A 13,754-nucleotide genomic window follows, 5' to 3' on the forward strand; every position below is an offset into this window, starting at 1 on the left:
CTGCTTAACGGCCGGTTCTGCCATGCGGTGATGTCGTCTATGATGTTGTTAGTGACTCTTGAGACAAGAGAGCTTGAGATATCGACGTCGTAAAGCTCTTTGATACTCTCTACAATCTCAGTGGTGGTTTGACCTTTGGCGTAAAGGAATATGATTTTATCATCAAGGCCACTAATACGGGTTTGATGCTTGCGCACTAGTGTAGGTTCAAAGCTGCCACCGCGGTCTCTTGGGGTGGATATCTCAAAATCGCCTGTGTCGCTACGGACGGTCTTTTTAGTGTGCCCGTTGCGCTTATTAGGTTTATCCGCCTTTTCATGCTTGGGGTAGCCGAGATGATCTTCCATCTCAGCTTCAAGGGCAGTGTCGATAAAGGACTGCATGAGTTGCTTCTGAAAGTCTTTGATGTCATCGAAGCTTTTCATACTACCAGCCATTTGCTCGGCCAGTTTTTTAATGTCAGATTGAGTAGTCATTGCTTATTCTCCTGTTAGTGGATTATAAGCAGTTACACAGTTTTTAGGAAAGGCTCGCGCAGCTTGAAGCAATGCCACTCTATATTTATCGTTCTCGATTATTTTGAAGTCTTGAGCATTTATATCTATGATCACGTTATATTCTGCGAAACCACTTTCAACAGAAATACTTAAAGTGTAAGCTCCATTTTCTGCTTTCGCTAGCATACGAAGATCATAAAAGATGATTTCTTTATCCATATTTTTTCCTAATCAGCTTTCCCTTTCTGAGCCTCAGCAATCAACTCATGAATCTTAGCGCTTTCTTTTAGCACACAAGCCTCATACGCAGAGAGCGGCTCGGCTTCCTGCTCTTTTTCTTGCTCCTGTTTGGCTTTTTCTTCTAGATATTTCTGTAGCTCGTCTTGCTCATTTTGCTCGTTGTATTGTGAGTTGCTCATGGCTTATGTCTCCTAATATTTTTATCGTTTAATAAAAGTCATCACGACCAGCATACTTCTTATTGAGTGCGCGTAGTATCGCATACGTTTCTAAATCCAGCTCGCCCGTTGGCTGCTGCGGTCTGAAATGCAATTGAAAGGCATACACGACATTACGACTGGCTTTATCCCACGCGTCTATATCATTGATTTGATAACCATAATCGCGAAATGCTTGCTTAATCTCAGGTATCGTTGCTGCTGCAAGCAAGTCTTGATTCATAAAAAACTGCTTGTCAAATTCATCATACCAAGCGCCAATGCCGTAATCGAAATACAGTCGCTGCCAAGGAAATTTTGCACCGGGGTCAATCTTGCGCGAGGGTGCCATATCCGCATGACCGATGATATTCTTTGCTGAGATATTATATCTTTTTGCCAACTCTTGTACCAGCTGCGCCACTTTTTTAATCTGTAACTCATCAAATTCTACATAGTGCTCATAAGGATGATAGTCGAGCGCGCCGTTTTTTAAGGCATCTCGATATTCAGGCTTAATGCCTGCATTGACAATCTCGATGCCGATTGAGGTATCGTTGAGAATCGTTCTACCAGCAAAACCGCCCGCGCCAGCATGCCATGCGCGTTCGCTTTCAGGCATTAAGTTATAAATTTTATTATCGTCACGATCTAAAATCAGATAGTGGGCGCTGACGTTACCGGTGGTCAAAAGCTTAATAGCGCGGGCATTATTGCTCACCGTATAATGCAGGACAATGGTTTTAATACGTTCACTTTTACCAGTGGCTTGGTAGGTTTCGCTATCAATAACGAAGGGTTCAGTATTCGCTATTTGGGTGTTATTAGTTGTCGCGCAGCCAATTAAAGGCAGCGTTAAGGCACATGCTAATGCTAAAAAAATATTTTTTGCCATGAAATGCTCTGTATGAATAAGGGTAGGCGATGATGCTTACCTTTATTTGTTATTGATAGTAGAGAGATAAGATTGAGATATTTTTACAGCTTTTTAATCCTTGCGAATCTTCTTCGCCAAAACCGTTTTCCAACTGTCCTCCAAACATTCAATTGATAGCCACGGCTCGATAACCTCAGCATCAAATTTCTCTTTTGAGTTTGATAATTGCCATAATTTTTCTAGGGTCGCAAAAGGATAGGGGCGTTCGATGAGATAAACCGGCAAATCAGCGTTAATCATACCGTCACGTACGACTTCAAAATACCAGCCAGCAATACCTTGTTTGGTCACCCAAGAGGCGATATTTGGCACTTTGTTCAGTTTAAACTGTCCGATTTGGTCATTGATTTTGTAGCACGGACGGCGCGGTTGCACGATGCGTAATTGAACACTATCGCCACCATTCCCATTAATGATTTCATCTTGACCATACTGAAAAACATCACCGATACACACCGTCGACTCATCCATTGCAGGCAGACCAGTGACCGCTTCGGTCGTTAAGTTTTCACCCAAGGTACCAACGCGTACCTTTAAGCCAAACTCTGTATTTATCTTGTCATAAGTTGACGTCGCTAGCTGATGTACAGCTTTTAGCGGGCCGCCGTGATGGCGTCGGTCGGCTTGTTCATCAGTGCTCAGACCCATAAAATTCACCGCAACCGCTTCTTTGATGGGTGCTTTATCAATCGCGCTCATCTGCTCACGGGCAAATGGCATCGCTTTGCCAGCGCGCACGCAGACTAGATTGGCAATATGTAGCGGTAAGGGTTGATTAAAATCAGCGCTATTTTTTTGGCTAGAAGATGCTATTTGCTCTATGCTCATGGAATATCCTAATCGATAGGGATTTATTAGGCGAGTGGTTAACTCATTAGAGATGTTAAAGATGGCTATTATCTTAGCCTAATCAGGCATGTGATTATATGGCTTTAGCAATTTAACCTTTATCTGTACCAAATTTTAAACAAAAAAAGACCAGAGTAGAATCTGGTCTTCTTCTTAAACAATGCTGTTAACAAACAAGATTATTTGTTTTTATTGCGGCGACCTGCGGTTTTCTTCTCACGTGGTACAGCGACCAGTTCCGCCAATTGATCAGGTGACGACCATAGGCCTTCTAAGTCATAGAACTCACGCGCAGCTGGCGTCATCATATGCACGACAACAGAGCCCAAATCAATCAGCGTCCAGTCAGAATCGGTACCGCCTTCACGGCCAAGTGGCATAAAACCCGCTTGCTTAACTTCAGCGCCGACGCTGTCTGCCATCGCACGGACGTGGCGTTTCGACGTACCGTCAGCGATGACGATGCGCTCCATCACGTCCGTTAGATTTTCTACGTTTAAAACAGTGATATTTTTTGCTTTCATATCATCAAGCGTGTTTTCGACTACCGCTAAGCATTCTTTTAAGCGTTCTTCAGTCATGGTATTGGTCATAAATGGTCTTCTCTTCAATCATAAATATTAAAAATAAAATAGTAAATCATCACATTGCTTGTGCTCACGCGCCCTTGAAAAATAGGTAAATAGGCAGGTGTTTTTGCGGCAACATGGATAAAATAGGTAAAGTTAAACGTATAAGGCGATTTTAACGGAATTGAGCAGCAGAATATAGCTGATGGTCGATAATATATTGATAAACGGCAGGATTTAGCCATTTAGCGAACGAATTGGGTACAGTCGGGTTAATGATAGCATTTATTGGCTGTAAAGTTGCGTTTTGCGAACCTTGCTTGCGCAGCTGTTGACGTACTTGGGTGCTTGATATCGCTGCCACAGGGCGCGGGTCTATATAAATGCGTCCTTGAGCGGTGTTTTTCAAGTTACTGCTGGCTGTTAAATGCTGCAAAGCTGGCGCGACAAGGTCAGTAGCCGAGTCAGTGATGAAGTGTTGCAATGCTATGGGAAGCTGAGATTGCAGTGCAGTAAGGTTTGACGTTACTAAGTCTTGATTAATAAGCTTTTCTTGTGCAATAGTATTTTCATCATTATTATTAATAATAGGGTCATTTTTAATAATAGGGTCATTTTCAGCAATGCTAAGCCGATTAAATACCCATAAATTGACATGATCGGTCAGCGTCAAACCGTCTTTCCATTTATCCAAACTCTGCGCGCTGTCCATGCCCATGATAAATATCAGGTCATCGTGCGGGTAGCGCGCGCGTAAGGTTTTTACACTATCAATGGTATAGACCGGCGGCGTTTGCCACAGCTCAAGCTCATTGATTTGTAGCGGGGTATTTTTTATAGCCAGCTTTAGCATGGCCAGACGGTGCTTAGGGTCGGTGCTGTCTGCTTTAAACGGCGAGCGCGCATTGGGCAATAATGACACCTGTAGCTCACGCTGTTGTTGCTTTGCTATTGGTAATAAACTTTGATAAACATACAGCGCCATTTGCAGATGACCATTATGCACAGGATCAAATGAGCCGCCCAAATAGGCACGAATGGCGGGTTTGGCGTTTTTCGTTAGGTGATAGTCTTTAGAATAAGGCATAAATAAATGAGCAAAAAGCGCTGCGAATGTACAGTGTCGTTAAGTGAACTATAGCATTATTGTCGAGCGCTCAGTAGGGTCGTATGTTTTAAAGCCCTAAAGATTTAACAAAAATAGTCCATAAAAAACCGACCATCATGATGATAGTCGGTTAAATGTAGAGCGATTAAGCATGACTGTAAATTATAAACGGTACCGAGATTAAATCGCGTCGCTATGCGCTTGGATGGCGGTCAGGGCAATGGTATAAATAATATCATCGACCAACGCACCACGCGACAAGTCATTAACGGGCTTATTCAAACCTTGCAACATCGGTCCGACACTGACCACATTGGCGCTACGTTGTACCGCTTTATAGGTGGTGTTACCAGTGTTTAGGTCAGGGAAGATGAAGACGTTTGCTTGTCCGGCAACCGGTGAGTCAGGGGCTTTTTGTTTACCGACGCTCATGACCGAAGCGGCATCATATTGCAATGGGCCATCGACGGCGAGGTGCGGCGCACGCTGACGGACGATTTCGGTTGCACGAATGACTTTTTCGACATCAGCGCCCGTACCAGATGAACCCGTTGAGTAGCTAATCATCGCCACTTTTGGATTGATACCAAAGGCGGCGGCAGACTGCGCCGATTGAATGGCGATTTCAGCGAGCTCTTCGGCGTTCGGGTCAGGATTAATGGCACAGTCACCATAGACCACCACTTGCTCAGGTAGCAGCATAAAGAACACTGACGATACCAGCGAATACTGCGGCGCGGTTTTAATTAGCTGAAACGCAGGGCGCACGGTATTCGCGGTTGTGTGTATTGCCCCAGAAACCAAACCGTCTACCTCGTCCATCTCGAGCATGGTCGTACCCAAATAAACCGTGTCTTTGAGGTATTCAGCAGCGACTTCGGCGTTGGTTTTACCCTTACGGCGCTCGACCACGGCATTGATATATTTATCCATATCGAGGCTATCAGGGTCGATAATCTCAAGGCCCTCAGGCAACACCAAATCGCGATTTTTCACTACTTGCTCGACCTCACTACGCTTGGCAATCAACACGCAGTTGGCGATACCGCGACTTTGGCAAATGCACGCCGCTTCGACCGTACGTGGTTCTGAGCCTTCTGGGAGCACGATACGTTTTTTGGCATTTTGCGCTTTTTTGACCACTTGATGACGAAATGCCGATGGTGATAAGCGCATCTCATATTCTTGGCTAAAGTACTCTTTAATCCAGTTGAGGTCTAAATGCGCGGCGACATAACGTGCCACTTCTTCGGCGCGCTCGGTATCATCGCTTGGAATCTCAGAGCTCATATGCATCAGGCTTTGTACGGTCTCATAACTGTCACTTTCGACACTCATGATAGGGATGCCGGTTTTGAGCGCCGATTGCCAAAGCTCAGCGACTGTTTCGCTTGGGACTACGCCGCCTGTTAATACCAGTCCTGCTAAAGGGATGCCGTTGATACAAGCAAGCCCTGCGGCCAACAGTAAGTCGTCGCGGTCACCCGGCACAACGATAAGCGTACCACGTTTAAAGACTTCATCAACGCGAGCGACCGAGCGCGCGGTCAAACTGATGCGGTTGATACGGCGCGATTTTGCCTCACCGACATTTAGCCAAGTGGCGTCAAGCTCAGCGGCGATATCCCACGTGCGTGGCACAGAGAGCGAGTCACTAAAGGGCACTACGCCGATTAAGCGGAACTCTTCGGTATTAAAGTGTGGTGACAGGCGCTGCACTTCTTGCATAAAGCCCTCGTCTAAATTGACGATGGCTTCGCCTGGGGCGACCATTTGATTTTCGAGGGTGCTTTGGGCGTTTGGTAAATCGTGCATCCGCATTAAGATACAACCAAGCGTGCGCTCACTGGCAATACCGCCAAATTCACGGGCGTGGACGTCAAGCTTGTCAGCCAGATAGGCAGGTTTACTGGTATCGGCGGTGCTGACAAAAATGATTTTAGCATCTAAGGCATGGGCAATGGCGCGGTTGATTTGCGACGCATAAGAGGTCTCAGTCGTCGATACTAAGCCTTCACAAATCACCACATCGTAGTCGTCGCCTAAGGTATGATAATTGACGACTACTTCTTCCATCAAATCATCAAGATTGTCGTCGCCAAGCATACGCTCAAGGCGCTGACGGCTGATAGATTTGGGTGGATTAAGACCAAAAGCGTGCATTGCCAGCGCGCTTGAGCTGTCTAAACTGTTTTGCTTATCTAAGGTATCGTCTTGTAAAAACGGCTTCATAAAGCCAGCTTTGATACCGTTATAGTCAAAGGCGCGAATCAAGCCTAACGCCGCTGACGTCACACCGATACCGCGACTGATGGGCACAAGTAAAAAAGTTTGCATAATGTATCCTACTATTTATTTTATTTTTTAAGCGCGTTTTATCCTTGTGCCATACAAACGCTCCCTGTTTTCTTATGGCACAAGTCATGGTTTGTTTAGCAATCTGATGCTTACAAACCTAAGGCTTCGCGCGTTTCTTGGGCAATGCGGCATTCTTCATCGGTTGGTACCACCCACAGCTCAATGCTGCTATCGTCGGCATGGAAACTGCCTTCTTTGCCACCGACCAAGCTAGCGTTTTTAATGCTATCTACCTTGATACCAAAATGCGGCATCATATCTAAAATACGCGTCCGCGTGGTCACTGAGTTTTCGCCAATCCCGCCAGTAAAGACAATACCGGTAAAGTTAGGTAGCGCACAGCTTAAGCTGGCAAGGTACTTAGCGACGCGGTAGCAGAACATCTCAATCGCAAGCTTAGCGTCTTGATGACCTTCATTTGCTGCTTGTTCGATAGTACGTAAATCATTGGATAAGCCTGAAATTCCCAGCAGGCCACTTTCGTTATTGAGCATCTTATCGGTTTCTTCTAAGCTCATGCCTAGCTGGCGCTTGAGATGAATATGCAGGCTTGGGTCGACATCACCGCTGCGCGTGCCCATCATCAGCCCTTCAAGCGGCGTCAAACCCATACTGGTATCGAGACTTTCACCATTATAGACAGCCGTCGCCGAGCAGCCATTACCTAGGTGCGCGGTCAACCAACCATGTGGCGCTTTAGCACTGGTGATTTCGCTGGCGCGTTCTGATACATAAGCGTGCGAGGTACCATGAAAGCCGTAACGACGGATTTTATATTCATCATAAAGGACTTTTGGCAGTGGATAACGAAAGGCAACAGGTGGCATGGTTTGGTGGAAGGCGGTATCAAATACCACCACTTGCGGAATCTCGGGATAAATTGCTTGTACTGCTTCGATACCGAGCGCATTGGCAGGGTTATGGAGCGGTGCCAATACTTTTAAGCGTTTGACTTCTTCTAACACATGCTGATCGACACGCACCGCTTCTGAATACTCGCGGCCGCCATGCACCACGCGGTGGCCGACAGCAATAAAGTGATATTGCTCAAGTAACTCAAGGATTTTTTTCAAGGCCAGTTCATGACGACCGCCAGCGATGGCGATTTCTAGATTTTCACCATTTAGCGTTGTGTGTTTGATACGAGCAGTGTCGAGGCCTAAGTTTTCTGCCAGACCTGTGATACGCGTAGTATTGTCTTCGCTGATGAGTGCGTATTTGATTGAAGAGGAGCCGCAATTTAGTACTAAAGTGGGGTTGGTTAGATTCGATGTTGCAGAGTCTTTATCGTTAAATTTGGTGGTTACGCCAGCGCTCATACTCTATCCTTAGAAGTTATTTTTTGGGTGGTGAATCGACATCGATAGTCACCGATTACATAAAAAAACCAGCCATATTCTTGTCGCCGTAAGTCAAACAGCTGCCATACGCAACAATCCTATCGCTGATTTTTATCATTGCTTTTAGTCTTACTTTTAGTCTTACTTTTAGCATTGTTTTTCGCATTATTTTTAATATTTTTCTTAATATTGTTTTACGCATTTCAGGCTTGCAGTGTTTTTAAACATCTTTAAAGCTCATAACTGCCCATAATGCTCGCAGCGGTTAATGGCTATTAAAACCCATATTAGCGCTTCATTGCTGCTGCAAGGGTTCACTATAATGTACCATATTTTGAATTTTATACCACGATAACTATAAGGCTTTAATCATGCCGTTTTATACAAGTGTACACCGAATATAATCAATCTCTTGCATAGATAATAGGATAAAAGCACTTTTTATAAAATTGTAAGTAAGTTTGTCTGTGGTTCTCTGTCTGTAGCTATTGATAGTGTTTATAAAATCCCATTTTGCCTATCGTTAGTCGTTAATTCTTATAAATTTATGTGCCAATCAGCAGCAGGGGGCGCACAACTTTATCGAATAATGCTATGATTAAAAAATTGTTCTATTTTTCTATTGCAGCCTTATTTTCGCTGATAGTGATTGTTATCGCCTGCAAACCATTGCAAGATGAAAGGTTAGCCATTCTATGTTTACTATACGCCGTACCTCAAATTTTAACAGCGCTAATTTAAGCGTTGACGTCAAATCTGCTGTTTATCAGCTAACCATAGCGACGCTGGTCATCGGGGCAACTGCCTTGGCAGGTTGCGGGCAAAAAGGCGATTTGTACTTAACAGAATCGAGTAGCCAAACGGTAAAAGACAATACGGCTGTGCTTGGGAGCACCAGTCATCCGCAAGATGCCGCCTTTACTAAGCTTAATGACAATGCAAATAACGAGCAAGATGCCGATAATTTTCAGCTGCCTGCGCCGAGTACGGATCCTAACGATTATTAATGCTTGTCTATTAGTATTGGTTTATTAAAAGCCAAATACGCAAACGATTCTCAGCCTATCCAAGCTACTAAACCCATTAATCCCTTAATACATTGATTATATTAGAGACAACTTTATGAGTCAGTCAGTCACGACCAAAACTGAGCAAGGATTGTATGTGCATCCTGAAGCCTTAACCGCCCATTTGCCCGCGCTCGATTATCGCGATGGCGCGTTATATATGGAGCAGGTAAGTATTGATGAGGTGATCAAGCACTATGGTACGCCGTGTTATGTCTATTCAAAACAAGCGATTTTAGACGTTTATCAGGCTTATACCACAAGCTTTGCCCGCCTAAAGCATCAAATTTGCTATGCGGTGAAAGCAAATTCTAACCTTGCCGTACTTGGCATCTTGGCGCAAGCAGGGGCAGGATTTGATATTGTCTCACGCGGTGAGTTGATGCGGGTTTTGGCAGCGGGCGGGAAAGCTGAGCGCGTGGTATTTTCAGGTGTTGGCAAAACCTATAGCGAAATCGAATATGCCCTTAATCAAGGTATTGGCTGCTTTAACGTTGAGTCGATTAGTGAATTGGCGCTGATTAACGAAGTGGCAAAAGCGCTTGATAAAACCGCGCCGATTTCATTGCGGGTCAATCCAGACGTCGATGCCAAAACCCATCCGTATATTTCAACCGGTTTAAAAGACAATAAATTTGGCATCAGTCATGAAAATGCCGTTGCGGTTTATGAACAAGCGGCGCAATTATCGCATATTGATATTGTCGGTATCGACTGTCATATCGGCTCGCAATTGACCGAGGTTGCGCCATTTGTTGCAGCTTTAGATAAAGTGATTGAGCTGATACATAGCTTGCGAGCTAAAGGGATTGAGATGCGTCATATCGACTTGGGCGGCGGGCTTGGCGTACGCTATATCGATGAGACGCCAGTGTCTATCGAGGAGTTCGCCCAAGCATTACTGCCTAAGCTGAGTGAGCTTGGTTTAACGGTATTCTTTGAGCCGGGTCGTAGTATCGTGGCCAATGCAGGTGTATTATTAACCAAGGTTGATGTACTTAAACCAACCGAGCACAAGAACTTTGCTATTGTCGATGCGGCAATGAATGATTTGATACGTCCTGCTTTATACCAAGCAGAAATGGCAGTGATTCCTGCGACATTGCCCAAAGACGGTTTAGATACCGATGGTACACAGCCGTGGGATATCGTTGGGGCGATTTGTGAAACTGGTGACTTTTTAGCAAAAGACCGCTTATTGTCATTAGCAACAGGTGATATTTTAGCTATCACTGGCGCTGGTGCGTACGGCTTTACCATGAGTAGCAATTACAATTCGCGCGGTCGTGCTAGCGAAGTGATGGTAGCCGATGATAAGCATCAACTGATTCGCAAACGCGAAACGCTTGAATCTTTATATGCTGATGAAGTGTTGTGGCAGGATAAATAGTTTTTTAGCCAGTTTAGTGCTTACGAGTTTTTTTAGTTAAAAATGACCCATTGTGATAACGACAATGGGTTTTTTATTGCCTGCTTTAATGAAAATTTGGATAAAAAATATTTGTTCGGTGATAGCGCCCTAACTTCGCGTTTGATAGCGGTGATAATTATGATTGTATCTGACAGCGTGCTACTATAAGGCATACATAAAAATAGGATAGGATAACAAGGATATGCTAATAGAATTTACAAAAATGCATGGGCTGGGCAATGATTTTATGGTCATCGATTTGGTGACCCAGCGCTTAGAATTGACCAAGGAATTGGTACAGCTGCTGGGCGATCGTCATTTAGGTATAGGCTTTGATCAATTGCTCGTTGTTGAGCCGCCGATGCGCCCCGATGTTGATTTTAGTTATCGCATTTTTAATACCGATGGCACAGAGGTTGAGCAATGCGGTAATGGCGCGCGCTGTTTTGCCCGTTTTGTGCAAGCGCGTAAACTGTCATTTAAGCAGCGCCTGCGCGTTGAGACGGCAAGCGGGATAATCTCCTTAACGACCGACCGTTACGGTTGGGTCGAAGTCGATATGGGTAAACCGAAATTTGAGCCAAGTGAGATTCCCTTTACCCCAAGAGCGACGACCAAAATCCAAAACGCCTATCATCTAAACGTCAATGGTACGCCGGTGCAGCTGTATGTCGCCAATATGGGCAATCCGCATGCGGTCATCAGGGTTGATAATGTCCTAGAAGCCGATGTTGAAACCTTGGGTAAAGCCATCGAATCGCATCCGGCCTTTCCAGAGCGCGTCAATGTCGGCTTTATGCAAGTCATGAATCAGCGTCATATCCGTCTGCGGGTTTATGAGCGCGGGGTCGGTGAAACCCAAGCGTGCGGCACCGGTGCTTGTGCTGCGGTGGCGGTTGGTATCCGTGAAGGCTGGCTCGATGAGGGCGAAGACATACGCGCGCAGCTCTATGGCGGCAGTATGATTGTCAAATGGCAGCCGGGTTATTCTGTGATGATGACGGGGCCAACGGCGTTTGTCTATGAAGGCGTCTTTAGCCCAGACGGTCTGATGGCACAAGCGGGTATCAAGCCCAATCCAGAAGGCTAATAAATAATGACGACAGCGCCTAGCTCAGATATTCAGTCAAACACTATATCAAACACTGAGTCAAAAAAATGGCTATCGGCAGAACTGGCAACAACCATCGAAGCAGATAGCACGCTGCGTGAACTGCTAGCGCCAGTGCATCGTTGGTTAAATACGCTGTCGGTGCGCAATCACTCCGAACATACGCTGGTGGCTTATTTTGCAGGGCTAAACCAGTTGGCGCTATTTTTACGCGGCAAGCGTCTGACATGGACGCGCTGTGATAAGCGCCAATTGGCCCAGCATATCAGCCAACGCCTCGATGAAGATAAGCTGGCACTGGCGAGCGTTCAGCAAGAGCTATCGGCTATCCGTCATTTTTATGGCTGGTTGATAGAAGAAGGTTTAGCGCGTATCAACCCAACCACCGGCTATCAGCTAAAGCGTAGTCCAAGACCGCTGCCGTCTATCGCTGACGTTGATTTATTGTCGCAACTGCTTGACCAAGAAATCCCTGATACGCCAGAGCAGGCGCGCTTGTGGCTGCGTGATAAGGCAATGTTCGAACTGCTTTATAGCAGCGGTCTGCGTGTTGGTGAGCTGGTGGCGCTTGATGTGGCCGATATAGACTTAGCTGATTTGCGCGTGCGGGTGACGGGTAAGGGCAACAAAACGCGCTTAGTGCCATTAGGTATCAAAGCCGCCGAGGCGATTAAACGTTATCTACCGCACCGCAATCTTTGGGTAGAGCAGATGGACAATGCGTTGTTTATCAGTGAAAAATTAGGTACACGTTTATCCACACGTGCGGTGCAGCAGCGTCTCAAAGTTGCGGCTACGCGGGCTGGGATTGCGCAAAACATGTATCCACATTTACTCCGTCATTGCTTTGCTTCGCATATGCTATCCGGCAGTGGCGATTTGCGCGCGGTACAAGAAATGCTCGGGCATAGTGATATCAGTACCACGCAGATTTATACCCATGTCGATTTTGCTAAATTAACCCAAGTTTATGACCGCGCCCATCCGCGTGCGTCGCATACGAAAAATGACGTTGATATTAATTAAGCTCCGATTATTTCTTAAGTATTTAATCCTACATTTATGCCAAACGGTGACAGTCAAAGATTGGCATCTTTTGCCGTCCTTGCGCTTGTCCTGCTTTATCTAAGTTTGCTAATACCAAGGCATAATTTTTATTAGCAGAGTTTTTTAAGTCACTATCCTCATAGCTATTGATAATCGTGCCGTCATAAGCAGTAATCGTGCTATGTCCCCATGTTTGCCGACTATCGCCATTCTTATAAAGATGCTCACCACCTTGTGCGGCACCAATCACCATACACTGACTGTCTAATGCCCGCGCGCGTAGCAATAGCGACCAATGTGCCTGTCCCGTTAAATAAGTAAACGCCGATGGCGCACTTAACACCTCTGCGCCCGCCTGCCGTAATCGCTGCGCTAAGGCTGGAAAGCGTAAATCAAAACAGACCATCATACCGAGCTGATAAACGGCATCATTTGCTTCGAGTGGAACCACAACCGTTTGCGTGCCAGGCTCAAAAGTCGCCGCTTCATTATAGCTGCCTTGTTTATCGGCAACGGTTGCAGTAAATAAATGAATTTTGTCGTAGCGTGCCACACGTGTACCATCTGGCGCAAACAACTGACTGACTTGACGTAGCCTTCCATCGGGCACGATGACGCCATCAGGGCGATAAGGGCAGGGCAGCGAGCCTGCTAATAGATAAATACCAAAAGCACGTGCATACTCGGCCATTGCGTCGGATAACTCATCAAAACGCTCGGCAGTGGCAAACTGCCGACCCATGCTACAGCAGTTTTCTGGTAAAACGATTAACTGCGCGCCTTGCTTACTTGCCTCGCTAATAGCAGCTTTTATATCGGCTAAATTGGCTTCGATGTCTTGCTGACTGCTCATTTGTACAGCAGCAACGGTGAGTTGTCCGTTATTTCTTATCTCATTCATAGTATTATTCTCGATTTTTAAGCTTTATAGGGCTTTACTCTTAGTTATTTTTATCCTGTTATATATAAAAGCTTGGTATCTCTGCAAAGCTTTTGCAGTTTTATAAGGTGAACAAAAGCTAA

Annotated in this window: 14 protein-coding genes; 4 read left to right on the plus strand and 10 right to left on the minus strand. The window is 45.5% G+C overall.

Annotation, left to right across the window (positions count from 1 at the left end):
- The 9 genes from A7325_RS07030 to A7325_RS07070 form a co-directional block, all read right to left on the minus strand.
- On the minus strand, nucleotides 1–476 hold a 476-nt coding region (locus A7325_RS07030), incomplete at its 3' end, for a transposase (RefSeq protein WP_197488881.1).
- 3 nt (nucleotides 477–479) lie between these two features.
- Complete coding sequence (locus tag A7325_RS07035; RefSeq protein WP_068406241.1) at nucleotides 480–716, minus strand: hypothetical protein; 237 nt, start codon at nucleotides 714–716, stop codon at nucleotides 480–482.
- An 8-nt stretch (nucleotides 717–724) separates the two neighbouring features.
- Nucleotides 725–916 carry a hypothetical protein gene (locus A7325_RS07040; protein ID WP_068406245.1) on the minus strand — a complete coding sequence of 64 codons (192 nt, stop codon included), beginning with the start codon at nucleotides 914–916 and terminating at the stop codon, nucleotides 725–727.
- A gap of 28 nt (nucleotides 917–944) precedes the next feature.
- A complete protein-coding gene (locus A7325_RS07045; RefSeq protein WP_068406248.1) occupies nucleotides 945–1,829 on the minus strand; it encodes an N-acetylmuramoyl-L-alanine amidase in 885 nt (294 codons plus the stop codon).
- Nucleotides 1,830–1,922: 93 nt separating this feature from the next.
- Nucleotides 1,923–2,699, minus strand: coding sequence for an MOSC domain-containing protein (locus A7325_RS07050; protein WP_068406251.1), 777 nt, complete (start codon nucleotides 2,697–2,699; stop codon nucleotides 1,923–1,925).
- Nucleotides 2,700–2,899: 200 nt separating this feature from the next.
- Nucleotides 2,900–3,313: a ribosome silencing factor gene (rsfS, locus tag A7325_RS07055; protein WP_068406254.1), complete on the minus strand. Its 414-nt coding sequence runs from the start codon at nucleotides 3,311–3,313 to the stop codon at nucleotides 2,900–2,902.
- Between the two features lie 151 nt (nucleotides 3,314–3,464).
- A complete protein-coding gene (locus A7325_RS07060; protein WP_068406257.1) occupies nucleotides 3,465–4,376 on the minus strand; it encodes a nicotinate-nicotinamide nucleotide adenylyltransferase in 912 nt (303 codons plus the stop codon).
- A 201-nt stretch (nucleotides 4,377–4,577) separates the two neighbouring features.
- Nucleotides 4,578–6,734, minus strand: a complete 2,157-nt coding sequence (gene pta / locus A7325_RS07065) for a phosphate acetyltransferase (RefSeq protein ID WP_068406260.1) — start codon at nucleotides 6,732–6,734, stop codon at nucleotides 4,578–4,580.
- A gap of 110 nt (nucleotides 6,735–6,844) precedes the next feature.
- On the minus strand, nucleotides 6,845–8,074 hold the full coding sequence (locus A7325_RS07070; RefSeq protein ID WP_068406264.1) for an acetate/propionate family kinase: 1,230 nt from the start codon (nucleotides 8,072–8,074) through the stop codon (nucleotides 6,845–6,847).
- Nucleotides 8,075–8,790: 716 nt separating this feature from the next.
- On the opposite strand from A7325_RS07070, the gene lptM reads away from it, so the two are divergent.
- The 4 genes from lptM to A7325_RS07090 all read left to right on the plus strand — a co-directional run bounded on the left by lptM (nucleotide 8,791) and on the right by A7325_RS07090 (nucleotide 12,710).
- Entirely contained in the window at nucleotides 8,791–9,102 is a 312-nt protein-coding gene (gene lptM, locus A7325_RS07075) for an LPS translocon maturation chaperone LptM (RefSeq protein ID WP_068406267.1), read from the plus strand.
- 115 nt (nucleotides 9,103–9,217) lie between these two features.
- Complete coding sequence (gene lysA / locus A7325_RS07080) at nucleotides 9,218–10,552, plus strand: diaminopimelate decarboxylase (protein ID WP_068406270.1); 1,335 nt, start codon at nucleotides 9,218–9,220, stop codon at nucleotides 10,550–10,552.
- Nucleotides 10,553–10,775: 223 nt separating this feature from the next.
- A complete protein-coding gene (gene dapF / locus A7325_RS07085) occupies nucleotides 10,776–11,663 on the plus strand; it encodes a diaminopimelate epimerase (protein ID WP_068406273.1) in 888 nt (295 codons plus the stop codon).
- Between the two features lie 6 nt (nucleotides 11,664–11,669).
- Entirely contained in the window at nucleotides 11,670–12,710 is a 1,041-nt protein-coding gene (locus A7325_RS07090; RefSeq protein ID WP_068406276.1) for a tyrosine recombinase XerC, read from the plus strand.
- Between the two features lie 34 nt (nucleotides 12,711–12,744).
- Here A7325_RS07090 and A7325_RS07095 read toward each other — a convergent pair whose 3' ends face one another.
- Nucleotides 12,745–13,632, minus strand: coding sequence for a carbon-nitrogen hydrolase family protein (locus A7325_RS07095; protein ID WP_068406279.1), 888 nt, complete (start codon nucleotides 13,630–13,632; stop codon nucleotides 12,745–12,747).
- Between the last annotated feature and the right edge of the window lie 122 nt (nucleotides 13,633–13,754).

This window comes from Psychrobacter sp. SHUES1 (assembly GCF_001652315.1).
Lineage (GTDB): Bacteria > Pseudomonadota > Gammaproteobacteria > Pseudomonadales > Moraxellaceae > Psychrobacter > Psychrobacter faecalis.